The 18,472-nt window shown below is 43.7% G+C and carries 17 protein-coding genes and 1 other annotated feature; of the genes, 6 read left to right on the top strand and 11 right to left on the bottom strand.

Annotation, left to right across the window (positions count from 1 at the left end):
* The first annotated feature begins 8 nt into the window (after positions 1-8).
* From dhaM to dhaL, 3 genes are read left to right on the top strand one after another with little or no spacing between them, the layout of a single operon-like run.
* Entirely contained in the window at positions 9-413 is a 405-nt protein-coding gene (gene dhaM / locus IGJ05_RS11670) for a dihydroxyacetone kinase phosphoryl donor subunit DhaM (protein ID WP_005228160.1), read from the top strand.
* The gene (gene dhaK, locus IGJ05_RS11665; RefSeq protein WP_010750002.1) at positions 410-1,393 is read left to right on the top strand and encodes a dihydroxyacetone kinase subunit DhaK; all 984 of its coding nucleotides are present in this window, start codon (positions 410-412) and stop codon (positions 1,391-1,393) included. The genes dhaM and dhaK overlap by 4 nt, the downstream gene beginning before the upstream one ends.
* A 14-nt stretch (positions 1,394-1,407) precedes the next feature.
* Entirely contained in the window at positions 1,408-2,013 is a 606-nt protein-coding gene (dhaL, locus tag IGJ05_RS11660) for a dihydroxyacetone kinase subunit DhaL (protein WP_010750003.1), read from the top strand.
* A gap of 77 nt (positions 2,014-2,090) precedes the next feature.
* Here dhaL and IGJ05_RS11655 read toward each other — a convergent pair whose 3' ends face one another.
* From IGJ05_RS11655 to hisS, 4 genes are all read right to left on the bottom strand, one after another.
* Positions 2,091-3,959 carry an acyltransferase family protein gene (locus IGJ05_RS11655; protein WP_008379546.1) on the bottom strand — a complete coding sequence of 623 codons (1,869 nt, stop codon included), beginning with the start codon at positions 3,957-3,959 and terminating at the stop codon, positions 2,091-2,093.
* Positions 3,960-4,157: 198 nt separating this feature from the next.
* Complete coding sequence (locus IGJ05_RS11650; RefSeq protein WP_010750004.1) at positions 4,158-5,033, bottom strand: YitT family protein; 876 nt, start codon at positions 5,031-5,033, stop codon at positions 4,158-4,160.
* 155 nt (positions 5,034-5,188) lie between these two features.
* On the bottom strand, positions 5,189-6,964 hold the full coding sequence (aspS, locus tag IGJ05_RS11645) for an aspartate--tRNA ligase (protein ID WP_010750005.1): 1,776 nt from the start codon (positions 6,962-6,964) through the stop codon (positions 5,189-5,191).
* An 11-nt stretch (positions 6,965-6,975) separates the two neighbouring features.
* Positions 6,976-8,274 (bottom strand): histidine--tRNA ligase, encoded by a 1,299-nt coding sequence (gene hisS / locus IGJ05_RS11640; protein WP_010750006.1) that lies wholly within the window; start codon positions 8,272-8,274, stop codon positions 6,976-6,978.
* Positions 8,275-8,721: 447 nt separating this feature from the next.
* Positions 8,722-8,929 (bottom strand) — a binding site (T-box leader).
* A gap of 189 nt (positions 8,930-9,118) precedes the next feature.
* Here hisS and IGJ05_RS11635 point away from each other — a divergent pair.
* Both IGJ05_RS11635 and IGJ05_RS11630 read left to right on the top strand, forming a co-directional pair.
* The gene (locus tag IGJ05_RS11635; RefSeq protein ID WP_008379539.1) at positions 9,119-9,553 is read left to right on the top strand and encodes an acyl-CoA thioesterase; all 435 of its coding nucleotides are present in this window, start codon (positions 9,119-9,121) and stop codon (positions 9,551-9,553) included.
* Positions 9,554-9,643: 90 nt separating this feature from the next.
* Positions 9,644-9,814, top strand: coding sequence for a hypothetical protein (locus IGJ05_RS11630; RefSeq protein WP_008379536.1), 171 nt, complete (start codon positions 9,644-9,646; stop codon positions 9,812-9,814).
* 68 nt (positions 9,815-9,882) lie between these two features.
* On the opposite strand, the gene IGJ05_RS11625 is transcribed toward IGJ05_RS11630, so the two are convergent.
* The 6 genes from IGJ05_RS11625 to IGJ05_RS11600 form a co-directional block, all read right to left on the bottom strand.
* Positions 9,883-10,521 carry a PepSY domain-containing protein gene (locus IGJ05_RS11625; protein WP_010750007.1) on the bottom strand — a complete coding sequence of 213 codons (639 nt, stop codon included), beginning with the start codon at positions 10,519-10,521 and terminating at the stop codon, positions 9,883-9,885.
* A gap of 107 nt (positions 10,522-10,628) precedes the next feature.
* Positions 10,629-11,987, bottom strand: a complete 1,359-nt coding sequence (locus IGJ05_RS11620) for a sensor histidine kinase (protein WP_208773131.1) — start codon at positions 11,985-11,987, stop codon at positions 10,629-10,631.
* The gene (locus IGJ05_RS11615) at positions 11,977-12,684 is read right to left on the bottom strand and encodes a response regulator transcription factor (RefSeq protein ID WP_266167167.1); all 708 of its coding nucleotides are present in this window, start codon (positions 12,682-12,684) and stop codon (positions 11,977-11,979) included. Before IGJ05_RS11615 ends, IGJ05_RS11620 begins: the two co-directional genes overlap by 11 nt.
* Positions 12,685-12,825: 141 nt before the next feature.
* Positions 12,826-14,262 (bottom strand): ABC transporter ATP-binding protein, encoded by a 1,437-nt coding sequence (locus IGJ05_RS11610; RefSeq protein ID WP_081116030.1) that lies wholly within the window; start codon positions 14,260-14,262, stop codon positions 12,826-12,828.
* On the bottom strand, positions 14,259-14,960 hold the full coding sequence (locus tag IGJ05_RS11605) for an energy-coupling factor transporter transmembrane component T (RefSeq protein WP_010750011.1): 702 nt from the start codon (positions 14,958-14,960) through the stop codon (positions 14,259-14,261). Before IGJ05_RS11605 ends, IGJ05_RS11610 begins: the two co-directional genes overlap by 4 nt.
* Positions 14,957-15,556, bottom strand: a complete 600-nt coding sequence (locus tag IGJ05_RS11600) for an MptD family putative ECF transporter S component (RefSeq protein WP_010750012.1) — start codon at positions 15,554-15,556, stop codon at positions 14,957-14,959. The genes IGJ05_RS11605 and IGJ05_RS11600 overlap by 4 nt, the downstream gene beginning before the upstream one ends.
* A 551-nt stretch (positions 15,557-16,107) precedes the next feature.
* Between IGJ05_RS11600 and IGJ05_RS11595 the strand changes: the two genes are divergently transcribed.
* A complete protein-coding gene (locus IGJ05_RS11595; RefSeq protein ID WP_010750013.1) occupies positions 16,108-16,683 on the top strand; it encodes a helix-turn-helix transcriptional regulator in 576 nt (191 codons plus the stop codon).
* A 25-nt stretch (positions 16,684-16,708) separates the two neighbouring features.
* On the opposite strand, the gene IGJ05_RS11590 is transcribed toward IGJ05_RS11595, so the two are convergent.
* The gene (locus IGJ05_RS11590; RefSeq protein WP_010750014.1) at positions 16,709-18,328 is read right to left on the bottom strand and encodes an ABC transporter ATP-binding protein; all 1,620 of its coding nucleotides are present in this window, start codon (positions 18,326-18,328) and stop codon (positions 16,709-16,711) included.
* Positions 18,329-18,472 lie beyond the last annotated feature (144 nt).

The following is an 18,472-nucleotide window of genomic DNA, read 5'->3' as shown; positions in this document are numbered from 1 at the left end:
GAAATTGGATGAAAAAAAGTATTTTACTCGTTTCTCACAGTCAGCAACTCACCGAAGGATTAAAACAGATGATCGAAGAAATGGCTGACGGCGAGTCAGTCACGATCTATTCTTTAGGCGGGACAGCAGAAGGAGAGCTGGGTTCTGACGCCACGAAAATCGTGGATGCCGTCAACGAATCCGCAGACGCTGAACTGATCTTAGTCTTTGCCGATCTAGGCAGTGCCGTTTTGAATGCCGAACTTGCATACGACATGCTGGAACCTCAGCAACAAGAACGCTATCACCTGATCGACGCGCCGCTGGTGGAAGGTGCCTTTGCTGCAGCGATCACCGCTGGTTTCAGTGATGATTTGGCACAAATCGTTGCAGAAGCAAAAAAAGCAGCCGAGAAAGGATGGCATGAAGCATGAAAAAAATCATTAATGATCCCTCAATGATCGTAGAAGAAATGTTGGCTGGTATCGTAGGCAGTTATCCTGAACTGGTCCATCAAGTCGCCGACTCACGGGTGATCGCTAAGAATAATCAAAAAGAACAAGTCGGTCTTGTTTCTGGCGGTGGGAGCGGACATGAGCCGGCGCATGCTGGCTTTGTCGGTGATGGGATGCTTAGCGCCGCCGTTTTAGGCGATGTCTTCACCTCCCCGACCCCCGACCAGATTTTGACGGCTATCCAAGATTCTGATCAAGGACAAGGCGTCTTGTTGATCGTCAAAAACTATACTGGCGATATCTTGAACTTTGAGATGGCCAAAGATATGGCAGAAATGGAAGAGATCACGACGGAGATCGTGGTCGTGGATGATGATATCGCTGTTGAAAATAGCACCTATACTGCTGGCAAACGAGGAGTTGCCGGTACGGTCTTAGTCCACAAGATTTTAGGCGCAGCTGCTCGTAATGGTGCCAGCTTAAGCGAATTAAAAACACTGGGCGATGCCTTGGTTGCATCGATCAAAACCATTGGGGTCGCATTAAAAGCGGCAACAGTTCCTGAAGTTGGGAAACCAGGTTTTGACTTAGCCGATGATGAGATCGAGTATGGCGTGGGTATCCACGGCGAACCTGGTTACCGTCGTGAAAAACTGAAACCCTCACGTGAACTAGCACAAGAGTTGGTGGAAAAAATCTTAGCGGATTATGAAAAGACCCCAGAAAAAGTCGGTGTCTTGATCAACGGTATGGGTGGTACGCCGCAAATGGAGCTGTTCGTTTTTGCCAATGATGTCGCGAAATTACTCGCAGAAAAAGACATACCTGTCTCCTTCCATAAAGTCGGCAATTTCATGACTTCCATCGATATGCAGGGACTTTCACTGACCTTGATCGACTTCAGCGAAACGGATCACACCGATGCGTTAAATGAAGCCGTCACAACAATAGCCTGGTAAAGGAGCGAATAGAGATGCAATTGACAACAGAAATGGTGCAAGCATGGTTAGATACCTTCACAAAAGAAATCGAAGCAAACAAAGCCTATTTGAGCGATTTAGATACACCGATCGGCGACGGGGACCATGGCAACAATATGGCACGCGGCGTAGCTGCTTATCAAGAAGCTTATGCCAAACAACAGCCAACGACGATCAGTGATACCTTTAAAGTCTTCTCGATGGCAATAATCTCAAAAGTCGGCGGCGCTTCGGGTCCCCTTTATGGTTCGGCGTTTATGAATATGACCAAAGCAACGAAGGAACTAGAAACGATCGACTCCTTTGAACAATTAGGTACGATCGTTGAAGAAGGTTTGACGGGCATCAAAATGCGGGGAAAAGCTGAGTTTGAAGACAAAACGATGGTCGATGTCTGGCAACCTGTCGCAGAAGCCTTGAAAAAAGGGGAATTGACCAAAGACACGATCGAAGCAGCGAAAGAACATACCAAAGAACTCGTTGCTAAAAAAGGCCGTGCCTCTTATGTTGGTGAACGTGCCATCGGTCATATCGATCCCGGATCGGCTTCTAGTGCGATTTTGTTTGACTCACTATTAACGGTGATAGAAAAGAATTAAAAAACGATGCTCTTACAAAGCACCGTTTAAGACAAAAGACAAACCTTATGATTGCGTAAGGTTTGTCTTTTTCTTGTTTATTCCTCTTGTAAAATCGTTTGGGCAACTAGCTTCACGTATTGATCCATGCCATCTGGATTTGGATGGACCCGATCTTCATAGAACCATGACTCTTGGTCATTACTCAAATCATACCAATCGATCAAGGTCATATTGTCGTATTTTTCCGCCATGCGCTCCAACATCCGATTGACTTCATTTTGCCAACGCTGTGTCGGTACCCGCACATTGATCCAGTAGACTTTGCGATCACCGATCTCATTCATAAAGCTGTCAAATTGGGCTTCTGTAAAGGAACCATTCGTCCCTAGCCCCACAAGGACGGTATCCCGCAAAAGATTTTTTTCTTTCAAGTCTTTGATCAATTCAGGGCTCGCATACAGCTGGCGCCCAACATCCCCATCAACTACCGCTTGGGTAAAGACTTCTTTCAAGTCAGCCGTTGCATCCAGCATCACGGAATCACCAAAAGCCGTGATTTCAAGAGATTCTGCTTTTTTCACTTGGGCTGCTGTTAAATCATATTTTTCCATGATATTTTTTTCATCTTCACTTGTGTTCGCCTCATCGTCTGCTTCATTGCCTTCAGCATTCGCATTTTTTTGCGATTGCTCTGCCGCTTTTTTATTGGCCGCAATGTTGTCTTTCAACTGCTGCTGCTGGGCATCGACATAATTCGTCGGTGCGGTCACGACGCCAAACAAAGCAACGAGGGTAATCAGTAAGCTGGGCACTAACCACGGTTTTTTCCAACTAAAAATCGGTTTACTGAACCAACCGCGGACCGTTCTGAATGTGTCTTTGTACTGGAATTTACGCATTGGGTTTTCGATAAACCGATAGGACAATTCACTGATAAACAAGATCAAGAATAGTTCCACTAACGTGTGCATCAGCACGTTCTCCCCGATATTCCCCACTTTTGCTTCGTAAAAAATCATCACTGGAAATTGATACAAATAGATCCCATAACTGCGCTTGCCGATATAACTGAAAATCGGATTACTCAATACCCGATTCAAGCTGGCTCCGGGATGAGCGGTGACTGCCACAAGAATCGTACATAGGATACTGATCAAGAACATGCCGCCATAATAGACAAAAGTCAAATGATCATCTAAGAAAAAGAACGCTGCGATCAGACCAGCCAAGGAAGCAAAGCCAGAGATATTCAAGACCCGTTTGGCTTTTTGCGGTATCTCTTTCTTCAAATGGGTACTTGGCCAAATGAATGCTAAGGCACTCCCCATCCAGATCGAAAAGAGCCGCGTATCCGTTCCATAATAGACCCGTGTCGGATCAGCGCCTGGTGTGTAAAGGACTGCTAACAGAATTGCCGACAAAATCGTGACTGCGGCAGTAAATTTAAAGGCGCGATGCCTCTGCTTGCCGATTTTCATCAGCAAAATAAATACTAAAGGCCAAATCAGATAGTTCTGTCCCTCCACAGCCAGCGACCACAGATGGGTAAAGGGGGATTCATTACCGAACCGATCAAAATAGGATAACCCATGATTGATCTGCCACCAGTTGTTGTAATAAAGCAACGAGCTAACAAAAACCCCGCGCAAATTATTCAACAGGTTTCGCTGGAACAACGTGATATACGCTGCTGAGATAAGCAGCATCACCACCATTCCTGGATAGAGCCGTTTCATCCGCCGAACATAAAAATCTTTGACTTTGATTTTGCCGTTTTGATCCCACTCTTGCCTCAGCAAGTCAGTGATTAAATAACCTGATACGACAAAGAATACTGGAACTCCTAAATACCCGCCTCGCATATGAGTAGGTAGTAAATGATATAAAATAACGCCGATGACTGCCAAGGTTCGAATGCCGTCAAACCCGGTAATATAGCGGCTTGTGCTTAAACGTTTATTCATTTTTCAACCACTTTTCTCTAATTGATCCAATTGTTTCATAAAAAAACAATTTCAGCATGAACGCTATTGATTCCATACTCTCATAATTTACCAGAAATCCCCCATATAAAGCTAGCAACATCTGCTATATTTCAAAAAAATTAATTTTTGGCGAAAAAAAAGTACTTCTATAAAGAAATACTTTTTTCAACTCCTTTTTCACAGTTCTTCTTCATAAAAGCGACCCAAAATCTGGACATTTTCTGCAATACTGACAAAGGCTTTTGGATCGGCTTCTTTCATGGCACTGCGCAGCATCGGCAGTTCAAAGCGTGTCACTACCGTCAGCAAAACCGTTTGTTTGTCATGCTTGTACGCCCCTTCGGCTTCATTGATGATGGTAATCCCTCGCCGCATATGTTTTTGGATCGTTTGAATGACTTCTTCTGGGTTGCGGGTGATGATCGTCACCTGCATTTTCTTTTGCTTCGTAAAGACCGCATCCGTCACTTTTCCACTGACAAAAATCGCGATCGCACTATACAACGCATATTGCCAGCCAAACAAGATCCCTGCGGCGAACAAAATAACAATGTTAAAGAAAATCGATATCGAGCCGATCGTCTTCCCTGTCCGTTTGCGGATGGCAATGCTGACAAAATCCAGCCCTCCTGAAGAAAGACCATTCTTCAAGGCGTAGCCGATCCCCACCCCGTTGATGGCACCACCGAAAATCGCACAGATCATCGGGTCCGTCGTAACGGTTTCTTCGGGCAAAATTTGCACGAATAAGGAGGTGAGTAAAACAGTAATTCCAGTAAAAATCGTAAACTTGTGGCCGATCTTAAACCAACCTAGAAAAAATAATGGCACATTCAACAATAATAGCGCAAGGGACAAGGGGATATAAAATCCGAGCCCTTCTCTTGAGATCGTGGTGATGATCTGAGCGACACCCGTAATGCCGCTGGAATAAATATTACCTGGTTGATAGAAGAAATTGACCGCAATCGATGCCAGCAGCGCATAGACGATCGAAAACGAAAGTTTGTTGGCGTATTCTGGATGAGGGAGCCATTTAAACAGAGGAGTCATTGCATTTCATAGCCTCACTTTTTTGATTTGCCTTTATTATACTTCAGCTCATAAAAAAAGAAACGAGCAATGAAAGAAATGGATGAATTCTCATGAACTTTTTTCATTCATTCACCAATTTCTATTTCATCACTCATTTCATCATGGTTTAACGCTTATTCGTTTTCTTCAACCGTTGTTACATCGATGTTCAAGTCAAACAATTGCATTGGCGAAACGGTACTTGGCGCTTGAGACATTGGATCAGCTGCTTTCCCATTTTTAGGGAAAGCAATGACTTCGCGAATGTTTTCTTCGCCAGCCAAGAGCATCACTAATCGGTCTAACCCAAGGGCGATGCCGCCATGTGGTGGGAACCCATAATCCAAAGCATCCAATAAGAAGCCAAATTGATTTTGCATCTCGCGACGTGAGAAGCCTAGCGCTTCAAACATTTGCTCTTGCACTTCCCGTGTATGGATACGCAATGATCCGCCACCTAGCTCGTAACCGTTTAGCACGATATCGTAGGCTTGCGCATAGACTTTTGAAGGGTCTGTCGTTAACAACGGCAGATCGCTTTCTTTTGGCAATGTGAATGGATGGTGAGCAGAAACGTAGCGGCCTGCTTCTTCATCGTATTCAAATTGCGGCCAGTCAGTGACCCATAGGAAGTTGAATTTGCTCTCGTCGATCAAGCCTAATTCTTTTCCTAATTTATTACGGATCGCCCCCAATGTTGCTGAAACGATCTCAAAGGAATCGGCACCAAACATCAGAATATCGCCAACTTCCGCATTGGCTGCTGCAATGATCGCGTCGGTCGCTTCTGTCAAGAATTTAGCGATCGGTCCTTTCAATCCATCTTCTTCAACTTTGACCCATGCCAATCCTTTGGCACCAAATTGACCAGCGTAATGGCCTAGATTGTCCATGTCTTTTCTGGAGTATTTGTCTGCAGCCCCTTTGGCGTTCAAGACTTTCACAACGCCGCCTTTTTCAAGAGCCATTTGGAAGACTTTAAAATCAACGTCTTTCACAACTTCTGATAAGTCGATAAGCTCCATGTCAAACCGTGTATCTGGTTTGTCACTGCCGTAGCGTCCCATTGCCTCATCATAGGTCATCCGTGGGAATGGCAAGGTAACTTCGATGCCTTTGACTTCTCGCATCACTTTTGCCAACAGCTCTTCCGTATAGGTTTGGATTTCTTCTGCCGTCAAGAAAGAGGTTTCGATATCGACTTGGGTAAATTCTGGTTGACGGTCGCCCCGCAAATCTTCGTCACGGAAGCAACGTACGATTTGATAGTAGCGATCGAAGCCAGCACCCATCAATAACTGTTTAAAAATTTGTGGTGATTGCGGCAACGCATAGAAATGACCTGGATAGATCCGTGAAGGAACCAAATAATCCCGCGCACCCTCTGGTGTTGATTTTCCTAGATAAGGTGTTTCGATATCCAAGAAGTCGTTCGTATCTAAGAAATTTCGGATCGCTTGCGTCGTTTTCGCCCGCATCACGATGTTGTTCGTCATTTTTGGACGACGCAAGTCTAAATAACGGTATTTCATGCGAATCTCATCGCCAACGGTTTGATCATCTTCAATCAAGAAGGCTGGTGTTTTTGCAGTGTTTAAAATCGTGATTTCGCTGATCATCACTTCATAGGCACCTGTCACCATTTTCGGATTGATGGCTTCTGGTGCACGATTGATGACTTGACCTGTTACTTCTAACACATATTCACTGCGGCATTTGTCCGCGATTTCCCAGGCTTCTTTCGAAACCTCAGGATTGAAGACGATTTGCACGATCCCTTCTCGGTCGCGCAAGTCAATAAAGATCACGCCCCCTAAGTCACGGCGCTTTTGCACCCAGCCTTTTAGAGTTACTGTCTGGTTTAAATGGGTCTCATTTACTAACCCGCAATATACTGTACGTTTTGTCATTCTTTTTCTCCTCACTCAAACATTTTGGTTGTCATTTCATCGTAGATCTCATCGAAGCGGGCATAAAGATCCGCTAACGAAAATTGTTTTTCTTCACGGCTTGCCATGGATTTGATATTGATCACTTGTTCTGCTAATTCTGTTTCGCCTAGAGTCAGAACCAACCGTGCTCCTTGTTTATCAGCAGATTTAAACTGGGCTTTGGCTTTACGATCCATGAAATCACGATCGGCAGAAAAACCGAAATTACGAATCGCTTGCACGACTTTCAACGCTTCTAAATTGGTTTCTTGTCCCAAACCAACCACATACGCATCTAACTCATTCAAAGCAGGAATCACAACTTCTTCGGCTTCCATAGTGATCAATAAACGTTCGATCCCTAAAGCAAAACCAAAACCAGGTGTTTCTGGTCCGCCTAGCTCTTCCACTAAATGATTGTAACGACCGCCGGCACAGATGGTGGCTTGCGCCCCCATTTTTGGTGCATCACTCATGATCTCAAAAATCGTGTGGGTATAATAATCCAGACCGCGCACCATATTTGAATCGATCTCATAAGGGATCTCCAACGCATCCAGCATACTCGTTACGGTTTCAAAATGTGCCTTGGCATCTGGTGTTAAGTAGTCTAGGATCGATGGTGCATCCGCCACGAATTTTTGGTCTCGCTTGTCCTTGCTGTCAAGGACCCGCAAAGGATTTTCATGCAAGCGGCGTTTTGAATCCTCACTAAGCTCCGCTTCATGGGGCGCTAGATAATCGATCAACGCTTGCCGATAGTTTTGGCGTGTTTCTTTATCGCCTAATGAATTGATGACCAAGCGCAATTGACTCAGTCCTAATTGACGATAAAAATCCATTGCCATCGCCATTGTCTCAACATCGGTCGCTGGATTTGCTGAACCGAAAACTTCGACACCGATTTGGTGGAATTGACGCAAACGGCCTTTTTGCGGACGTTCATAACGGAACATTGGTCCCATGTAAAACACTTTATAAGGCTTCGTATGTTCTGGTCCGAATAGTTTGTTTTCGACATAAGAACGAGCGATCGGTGCGGTGCCTTCTGGACGCAACGTCACATGACGCTCTCCTTTATCGTAGAAATCATACATTTCTTTTGAAACGATATCCGTTGTGTCCCCGACACTGCGGGCGATCACTTCAAAGTGCTCAAAAATCGGTGTCCGAATTTCGTTGAATTGATAATCGCGAAACACTAAGCGTGCTGTTTCTTCCACAAATTGCCATTTTTCGGATTCTCCTGGCAAAATATCGTTGGTTCCTTTTGGACGTTGGTAACTCATCGTATGCATCCTCCTATTTGTTTCATGGTTGCCCATGTTCTTTGCTTTCATTGCTTGTTTGCTTATTCACCTATTGCTTGTTGCTCATTGATGTGGGTGGGTTGTTCTCGTGTTTGACTTTTGGGTTATTGCGCTCTTTGCCGTTGGTTGCTGGTCATGGTTTCGTTGGCTTCGACTGCAATTGAACAAAGCAAAAATGCCAGGTACAGCTTTCATTTCTCACTTCCTGCGTCAATCAACGTGATTCCTAGTTTGGTTACTACGCTCCCTACCGTCGCCTAGTACTGTTCATCATCTATTCTGTCTTGCTCCGCAAGCCAATCATTGTGATTTCTAGTTCGGTTACTACGCTCCCTGTGGTCGCCTAGTACTGTTCATCATCTGCTCTGTTCCGCTTTGCGGACCAGTCGCAGTGATTCACAGCAAAAAACTCGCCCTTGTTTTTTATACAAGGGCGAGTTTTGATTACACGCGGTACCACCTAAATTCGAGAAATGTTCTTCTCCTTCGCTCGATTAACGCTCGGTCACGGAACAGCTTTTCTTCTGTTCATCTCCAGATTGTCTTTCCTTTACACGTCCTAAACTGCTTTCAGCCGGGGCAGTTTTCTCTTTTAAGGAATAGAATAAAGTACTCGATCCTTCACTGATTTTTGATATTATCTATAAACTACAAGAAAGCTATGAAAAAGTCAAGGTGTTTCACTGTCTTTTTCACTCCGCTGCTCTCTAGTAGCATTTTCTCTAGTGGCCAACGCAAAGAAGCTCTCCTTCTGTTTGCTTTTCTTCCTTTTTGCGTTATGCTGAATAACGAAGGTTTTGTTTCTATGAAAGGAGCTGTTTTTATGTCTTTATATTCAGGCTATATCCGTCAACCACACTACTATGAGACCGATCAAATGGCGATCATCCATCACGCCAATTATATCCGCTGGTTTGAAGAAGCCCGCGTGGAATTACTCGCGTTTTTGGATTTACCGTATCATACCATCGAAGAAGCGGGCTTGATCGTTCCCGTGCTGGAAGTCAGTGCGCAATACAAAACGATGATTCGTTACGAAGATGAGGTGCGAATCGATGTTTTGGTCGACAAATATACTGGCACGCGTTTGGATTTTCGCTATGAGATCTACAAAACTAGTGATGGTCAGTTGGCAACGACGGGGACTTCAAAGCATTGTTTTTTAGCAAAAGAGACCAATCGCATCGTGCAGCTGAAGCGTAGTTTTCCTGAAATCCATCAACGATTTGCTGATTATGCTGCCCTGTCAGGGGAATAATCAATTCTGATCACTCATTTAAGTCAAAATTCTTGCTTTTTGAAACGGCTTTCGTATAATCAAAAGTAATTTCAGGGAAGGATGATGGCGATGTACGTGATTAAAGTTTTGCATGGTTACATTGGCAAAGATGGTCGTCGCACTCGTGAAAAAATTCCAGACAAGTTATGGGTCTTTGAAGATCGGAAGCAGTCCGAAGCATTTGCAGATAAAATTGGTGGTCGCGTCAAACCGTTAACTGAAGTCAAACAGCATACGTAAAAAAATAAGCCGTTATCGTCTTTTGCGCATAGACGATAGCGGCTTATCTTTTTTACTGCGAAACAGGATTAGTCATCCAATTCGGTTTCTAGTACTTCACCTGTTTGGGCATTGATTTTCACATCTGTTTGTTTGTTGCCATCTTCTACTTTGACTTCCCAATAAGTTACATTCATTTCTTTGTCTAATGACCAATCTGTTGCTTGACCACCGCCAGCTTCTTTCACGGCGATATCAGAAATTTCTTCCAATGAAAGCAAGTTGGTTAGGTCCAATTGATCGGCATCTTTTTTGACACCGTTTTGTTCATCGGCATCCAATTTTTCCGTTCTTTCTTCAGAAGTTTCTTTGGTTTCTGCATCGATCTTTAATTCAAACTCATTCGTGTCATCCACGCCTTCTACTTGGTAGAAGTAATTGCCAAAAGAAGTATCCAAATCAATCGAAGTGATCGCTGCATCTGGGTATTTGTCTTGGAATATTTGGATCGCTTCTTCTACGGTCACCGTAGGTAAGCCGCCATTGGCGATCGCTGCACTGCTTGAAGAGCTGTCTGTTGCTTGTGACGACGTTGTTTCACTTGATGAGGCAACTGCTGTGCTTGAGCTGCTGTTTTGCGCAGGTTCTGAATTTCCAGTGTTGTTTTGTGTACATCCTGCCAATAATCCTAATGCGGCAATTCCGAATAAAATAGTTGTTTTTTTCATGTTTCATTCCTCCAATTGTTTGTGTATTCCTTTTTTCTATATATTTAGAATAACAAGTTCCTCATGAAAAAGAATCAAAAATGCTTGAAGAAAATCTAAAAAAATCTTCATCTTTCTCTTTCATTTGGAAAGGCAAGTTTAAAGATACTGCCTTGCGGTTGATTGTCTGTCACGGTAATTTTGGCATGATACTTGTCTGCCAGCTGTTTTACCAGTGAAAGCCCGATGCCTGAACCAGCAATCTGGCTGGAACGAGAATCTTCTACTCGATAGAACCGTTCGAAAATCAAGGCTTTCTTATCATCGGGAATCCCAATGCCAAAATCGGCGACGGTCAAAGACATCTGTCTCTGCTCTTGCGTCAAGGTCACATGAATCGGCTGATCGGCAGGTGAATACTTCGCGGCATTTTCTAACAGGTTTTGGATGATTTGCTGGAAGTCACGTTTATGCCCACATTTCATACATTGGTTCTCCACAAAATATTCAATCGATTGCGGAACGATCGTCGCTTGTTTTTCACACTCTTCTCGGACGATCTGGGAAACATCAACAAAGGTCATTTCATCTTGGGATTGATTTTTTTCTAGGTCCAACAATTGATTGCTCAATGTTTCCAAACGCTTCGACTCTTTGTCGATAAACGCCATTGAGGAAGGAATGACTTCGGGATGTTTGGTTCCACGCCGCTGGATCAATTGGACATGTCCGCGAATCGCAGCTAAAGGTGTTCGCAGCTCATGGGAAGCATCGGCAACGAACCGTTTTTCCCGCTCGATCGTCTCTCGCTGTTCTTTCAATAATTTATTAAAGGCCAATGCCACCGAACGAATCTCGATGGGCTCTTCAGAAACCGTCAGTTCTCCTGTTCGACTTTGTTCAATGGCAGCAATTTCTTGCGCCATACCCGTAAGCTTCTGACTCCATTTCCCGACACTCCAATAAATCAGCAGACTGCCCACGACAACAGCGATCAGATTCAAGAAACTGCTGATCATAAAGAGGCCATAGGCTAATTCCACACTATCCTCCCCATTGATAGCGATCGTCACCTGATCCCCATCGACTTCTTGGGTTTTCGTGTAATAGATGCCCTCCTCTGTAAAAACGATGTCTTCGAGAAAAGGAATCACTCGCCCTTGATTGATATCGGCAAAAATCTCTTCCGCATCTTCTGATGAAACGACACTGCCATCGGCTAAGATCACTTGCAGGGCGTCTTCTTCATCTGCCGAGACATAGGCATTGACGAGAAAGTCCCAGGCATCCCCTGATGCCTCACCTTTTTCGATGGCTTCAAGGATGTTGCTGGCACGATTTTCGATATGTTCAAACAAATAACCTACGGATAATAAAATAAACAACAGATTGAAGAGAATCAGCAGACCAAAGAGAATCAAGGAAAAGCGGCTCGTCAATTGAAATTGGGCTGTTTTTCTACGTTGGTTGGCTGATTTATTCTTCATGATCGGTCCTCAAGACATAGCCTAATCCACGAACGGTTGCGATCATTTTGCCTTTGCCGCAAACATCCAGCTTGTTCCGCAGTGTGCGGATATAGACATCTACAACATTCGTTTGGCCGTCGTATTCATAGCCCCAAATCTCATTCAACAGGTCATCTCTCGTTTTGACTACCTCGGGTTCTTTCATCAATTCATATAAAATCCCAAACTCTTTGGGCGTCAACTCAATGGTTTCACCGGCAACCTGAACCAAGTGCTTGGCGATGTCCATCATCAGTTCCCCCGCCACTAATTGGTTTTGCTGGTTCTTTTGTTGTTTGGCTTCTCGTTGCAACCGTCGCTCGATTACCCGAATTCTGGCAAACAGTTCTTCGATTTCAAAAGGTTTCGTTAAATAATCATCTAATCCGACATCAAGCCCCGTCACCACATCGGCGGTTTGATTTCTGGCGGTCATCATCAAAATCGGGATGTCGCTTTCTTTACGTATCCGCCGCGCCACTGTGATGCCGTCATAGATTGGCAGCATCCAATCCAATAAAATCAGATCAAAGACATTTGCTTGCTGATTGAATAAGGTCAATGCCTCTTGCCCATCTTTGGCCCAGACCGTGTCATATCCCTCAAAAGTCAATTCGGTCTGAATAAAACTGGCTAAACTTTCTTCGTCTTCTACTAGAAAGATCTTCAAGGCCATATGCGCTCCTCCTCCTGTTTTGCTTCTATCATAACGGATTTTTTCGAAACTTCCTAACTGATTGAAAGAAAAAAATCATGAAGATTTTTTCATGTTCGAACAAAAAAGACGGCATGAACCAAGGTCCACTCCGTCTTTCATTTATTCCATATTTTTTGCTAGCTGATACGCGCCAACGAGTTCCCCTTGTTGGAGTTGAAGCACGTAAGGACATGCTTCAGCTAAAAACTCACGATCATGACTGATCACCGCTAATAAATCAACTTCTTTGGCAACTGTTCGCAACAGTTTTGCGACTTCTTCCATTTGCTGCAAATCTAACCCACTCGTTGGTTCATCGAAAAACAACAAGCGTTTACCAGAAAGCAGGGCACTGCCGATGGCAACTCGTTGTTTTTCCCCACCCGATAAGCTTTGCGGATGTCGGGCAAGGAGTGGTGTTAAGTGCAACAATGAGACAATTTCTTCAAAACGCGCTGGTTTTTGGGCTTTGATCAGCAGCTCTTTTTCCACCGTTTCAAAAAACAGCTGCAAGTTCACATCCTGCATCACAAGAAAGCTTTCCTGCAGCAGCTGCTTTTGGGTCCGCTTTTGTCCATTGATGGCAAATACTGCTTCTGGGCATTTTTTCAATCCTGACAGGACTTGCACCAACGTACTTTTGCCAGCACCATTTGGTCCAACGATCCCCACAGCTTGCTTCGTCGGCAATTGTAGTTCAGGCAAGTTGAGCGCCCAATTCCTGCTGTTTGCTGAGCGTTTCGATTGCTTGATCTGCAGATGCGTTGCCCTTAATCCAGACTTTTCTGGCAAAGATTCTCGGCAGTGCTGAGTTTCCAATGCCGCCTCGCCTACTTTTCGCAATCCCAACTCGTGAATTGCCTCCTCTGATAGTGACAAAAGCTGAGCTGCTGGATAAGACGCCCGCAATCGTCCTGCTTCTAATAGACAGAAGCGATCTGCCAGTGGCGCCAAATACGCCAAGCGGTGTTCGGCGATCACAATGGTTTTCCCTTGTTGTTTTAAAGAAGCCAATCCTTGAGTCAACTTTTGGATCGCTTCTTGATCCAAATTACTGGAAGGCTCATCCAATAAGAACACATCATGGGGCAACATCGTGGCTGCAGCGAGAGCAACCAGCTGCTTCTCCCCACCAGATAGGTCAAAGACACTAGCATCAAGCAATGGGGTCAGGGAAAACTGCTGTGCTACTTCGGTGATTCGCTGCCGAATGTTTTCTGGTGCGACGCCCGCATTTTCCATAGAAAAAGCCAACTCCGAATAGACATCCGTGGTGAAAAATTGCGTCTTGGGGTTTTGAAAGACGACGCCAATCGTCTGGGCATAATGGGAGAAATCGGCAACTGGCAAGTCTGTTTCTCCGACACGGATCTTTCCTTGCACTTCGGCGGGATACAGCTCAGGGATCAAGCCATTCAAAACATTGAGCAAGGTCGATTTTCCGCTGCCGCTAGCGCCGCACAAAACGATGACTTCCCCAGCTGCGACCGTCAAAGAGAGCTCAGATAATACGGTCCGATTTTCTCGTTTCACTGACACTTGTTCTAATGTGATCATCCAAGCCACATCCTCTTCACGATAAAGCCGCCTAATGCTAAAAAGACTAAGCCATCCCACCAGCGCAGCTTCAGTTCGTGGACGGTGGTATGGGGAATTTCTGATGCTAACCCGCGAACCAGGGCCGTAGCGGACAGTTCGGTTGCGGTCTTTTCAGCCGACATCAGTAATGGGATCAAAAAATACTCCGCACTTTGCAGCGGATGAAGCAAGATCGATCCTGCCGACAGCGAGATGCCGCGAAAGCGCATCGCTTGGCGAATACTTTTGAAATCTTGTACCAGTGTGGGGAAAAAACGAAATAAGACTGCCAACGGGACTAATAATACGTTGGGCACGTGCATTTTTTGCAGCGCAGCCATCCACTCACTGTTTTTCGTCCCGCTAATGGCAAAAGCCGCCGCCATGATCGTTGGCAATAAGCGGCGATAACCGACGGAAAAGAAATCCAGCAACACGATTAGTACGTGGTTGCCTTGGCGAAACAAAAAACTATCTGCCATTGTCAGCAAGACAAACACGCCATAGAGCAGCAAGCCTTTTTTCCAAAAGCCGCTGACTATAAATAGCAGCAGCAAGAAAGTGACAAAGGCAAACTCATCGATCCAGCTGATGGTCACCATCATAGTAAAACTAGCAAAGAGAATCACCGCTAATTTGCTGCGGGGATCAAACCTTGTTTTCGACACATTCCTCACCCTTTATGCGATTGGATCGTTGGTTGAAAATGTTTTTCCATCAAGCGACTGCCGATACCTAAACCAGCCACCGCACCAATCAAAACCGCCAATGCACAAAGCCCTAACATCAAATTGGAGGTATGAGCAAACACGCCGGCAATGTAGGTTTCATCTTTTCCACGAGCCACTAATGAATCGATGTAGGCATTTTTCATAAACCACAGGGGTAAGATCGGACCCATCAAGCCAAAACTAAAGACGATATAACTCGCCAGTACGCGAACGTTTCCTTTGAGCTTTGTTTTGTATTGGATCAAATCAGCTGCTAAGGCACAAATCATATTGGGCAAAAAGGCCAATGGAAAATGTCCTGAAATCAAAAAAAAGAGCCCTACCACGGTACCCATAATGGTGATTGCGCCAAATTTCGGTACTTTATTCAATAAAATCAGATAGATAATGCCAGAAAACAAAGCGGTGACTGCTGGAATAAATAAATTATGAAAACCTGGGATCACAAAACGCAAAATCAATAGACAGACGCTCATTAAAAGAAAATAGATCGCTGTATAGATCCCTACTGCAATTAAATCTTGAACCTTTAGTTTTTTCACTGCGTATACGCTCCTTCTTGCAAGCAATCAATGAAAAAACCGTTGCTGCTTGCTTGTACAAACTTATTTTTACAAAGCCTCAGTATAGCACAAAGCAGACGTTTTTATGGGGTGATATGCTTACCAACAGTCGATTTTCTTCTAAAACAGAACCAACAAATAGAGGTGTCTTCTGAATGGCTCCATTTCAACACACAGGTACCTTTAAAGATCCACTAATGGAAAAATGAATCTTTCACACGCTTAGTTGTTTTCTCCTCTTCCCATCTTTGCGAAATTAATGAATAATAGACAAGGACAAACACTTAAAATCAGCAAAGACTCGCCATCTTTTTTCTTTTTTTAGAAACCAGCAGGTATGTCTATAAAAAAACAATAACCAAGTTGACCGTCGCTTGTTAACGGAAGAAAATCAACGCTGTACTGCTATGTAAACACCCCAAACCCAACTGTAAAAACATTTTGACACTTGATTTCAAGGCATTGTCAAAGACATTTGATCGTTAGAATGCAGACATTGGCCTAAACTAATGGTAGAAGGAGCGGATAAAATGAACTTAAGCAAACAAATAAAAAAACATCGGGAACGATTAAGTCTCTCTCAGGAAGGGCTGGCAGAAAAACTCTATGTCTCCCGACAAACGATCTCCAATTGGGAGAATGAAAAAAGCTATCCTGATGTTCACAATTTATTATTGCTCAGTGTTCTATTTGATGTTTCTTTAGATGAATTAGTCAAAGGGGATGTTGAACAAATGAAAGAAACGATTGAGAAAACAGAAATGGATCGTTACACAAAAATGATGCTGCTTTTTATACTATTGACCGCACTCTCTGTTGGGCCTGCTCTTTATTTACCCGGATACTGGTGGATTGTCCCGCCTCTATGTTTTTGGCTCGTCTCCATGTATGCCGCATTAAAGATCGAAAAAATCAAGAAAACCCAAAATATCAAAACGTATAAAGAGATCGTTGCCTTCATGGAAAATCAAGACCTCGATGCCATTAGAAAAAAGCGCGACGTCAAAAAAGATTTCCTTTCAACAGCAGTCATCGTCGTGGTCTTTACCTTGATCGTCGGTATCATCGCATGGCTTAGTACACTGCCGCATTTACTGATGCGCTGACAAAAAATACAGGGTGCAACTGCTTTTATGATGAAGCCGCTACAACCTGTGTTTTTTTCAACTCAATGATCTCATCCGCATAAATCAAATTTTTCGGGCGATGGGTGATCATAATGACTAGTTTATTTTTCAATTGGTCTTTGATCGCTGCAAAAAGCTTTTCTTCTGTTGTTTCGTCTAAAGCAGATGTGGCTTCATCAAGGACAATGACTTCTGCGTTTGTGAAAAACAATCGGGCAAAAGCGATCCGCTGTTTTTCCCCACCAGAAAGGTTGGCTCCTTTTTCTCCAATTTCAGCAGACAGTCCTCCCTTGAGTGCCTGATAGAATGCGCCTAATTGACATTTTTCTAATACCGCTATGATTTCCTCGTCTGCGATTTCCTTATCAAAAATAATATTCTCTTTCAGCGTTCCTTGGAAGATTGGGGCATCTTGCGATAGATAAAAGATATGCTCATAGAAATCATTTAAGTTGTAAGCAGCTAAATTTTTGTGATTGATCAGGATCGCACCGGTCGTCGGCTGATACAAGCCTAAAATCGTTTTGACCAGCGTTGATTTTCCTGCGCCGCTTTCTCCTACTAACCCATAAATCGCTCCCCGCTTCAGCTCCAGTGTGCTATTGGTTAAGATTTGCTTTTCTTGAAGTGTGACGGATAGATCCTTAACTGTGATGCAGTTGATGGTCTCAGACAATGCATCGCCTTGTGTTAATGCTTTGTCCTCTGGCAGATAGAAAAATTCGTTTAACCGTGCAAAGGCAACTTTATCTAAGTTGTATTGAACAAAAATCACGTTAAATATTGCAACAGGCGTGTAGATTCGATCCACATAGATAATCAGTGCTGCTAAACCGCCCAAACTGACCGTAATCTGATTTGTAAATGCCAGTACCACAATTGCGACTTTGATCAATGCGACTAAAACTGCAAAAAAACCAAAGAAAAACTCATGGATCATCGTCATTTTTGTCAAACGTTCTGTTGTGTCAGCAGACATGTTTTTATATTGTGCGATCTCTTTTTCAAACCGCTTATTGATCCGAAACGTGACCATTTCCGTTAATCCGCGAATAAAGGTGCTGTTCATGGCTTCTTCTGAAACTAGCGCACGTTCTTTGAGAGAGCGTAAAACTTTCAAAAGCAGATTGGTCACAATAAACACCACTAGATAGCCCACAAGGATCGCTGGAATCAATCTTTTATCGATCATAGCAATAAAAGCTAAGTTAAACAGTGTTTCGGGAAGCAATTCTTTAAACAAGCGTCCATAAAAATTCAAATGGATATTTCTGCCAGCCGCTGCTCCCGCTTCAGTTTTCTGTAAGAGTGCTCCAGAGCCGATCTGCAAGTACTCGGAATAGGCAATCTTGCTGATTTTTACTAAAGCTTGTTCTTTGAGATAGAAATACATGCTGTTGTGCAATGTTGTTTTTGGTTTCTGCTCAAGATAGGACAAAATCGGTACCAGTACTAGCGTTAACCCATAGATAAAAACGACTGGCCAATCAAGTGTCTTGCCAAATGAATCGAGTAGTTTTTGAAAATAAAAAACATTCGCGGCACTCAAAAATGAGACCGCAATTCCAATCCCAACATATACCGTCAATCCTTTTTTAAAATGCCGCCATAAATCAATTGCCATCGTATGCTCCTTTTGCTGCAGTGTTCGTGGAAAAATCGTAAGATAAATAAAACAAACGCTTTCAAAAGTATAATCTATTTTTCGCTTAATGGAAAGAAACATATGAAAGATAGTGAGAAACCATTCTTCGGTCATCGAAAAAAA

Origin of the sequence: Enterococcus sp. AZ167 (assembly GCF_051714025.1) — a bacterium.
GTDB classification, from domain to species: domain Bacteria; phylum Bacillota; class Bacilli; order Lactobacillales; family Enterococcaceae; genus Enterococcus_D; species Enterococcus_D casseliflavus.
This window is presented reverse-complemented; position numbering and strand designations above follow the sequence as displayed.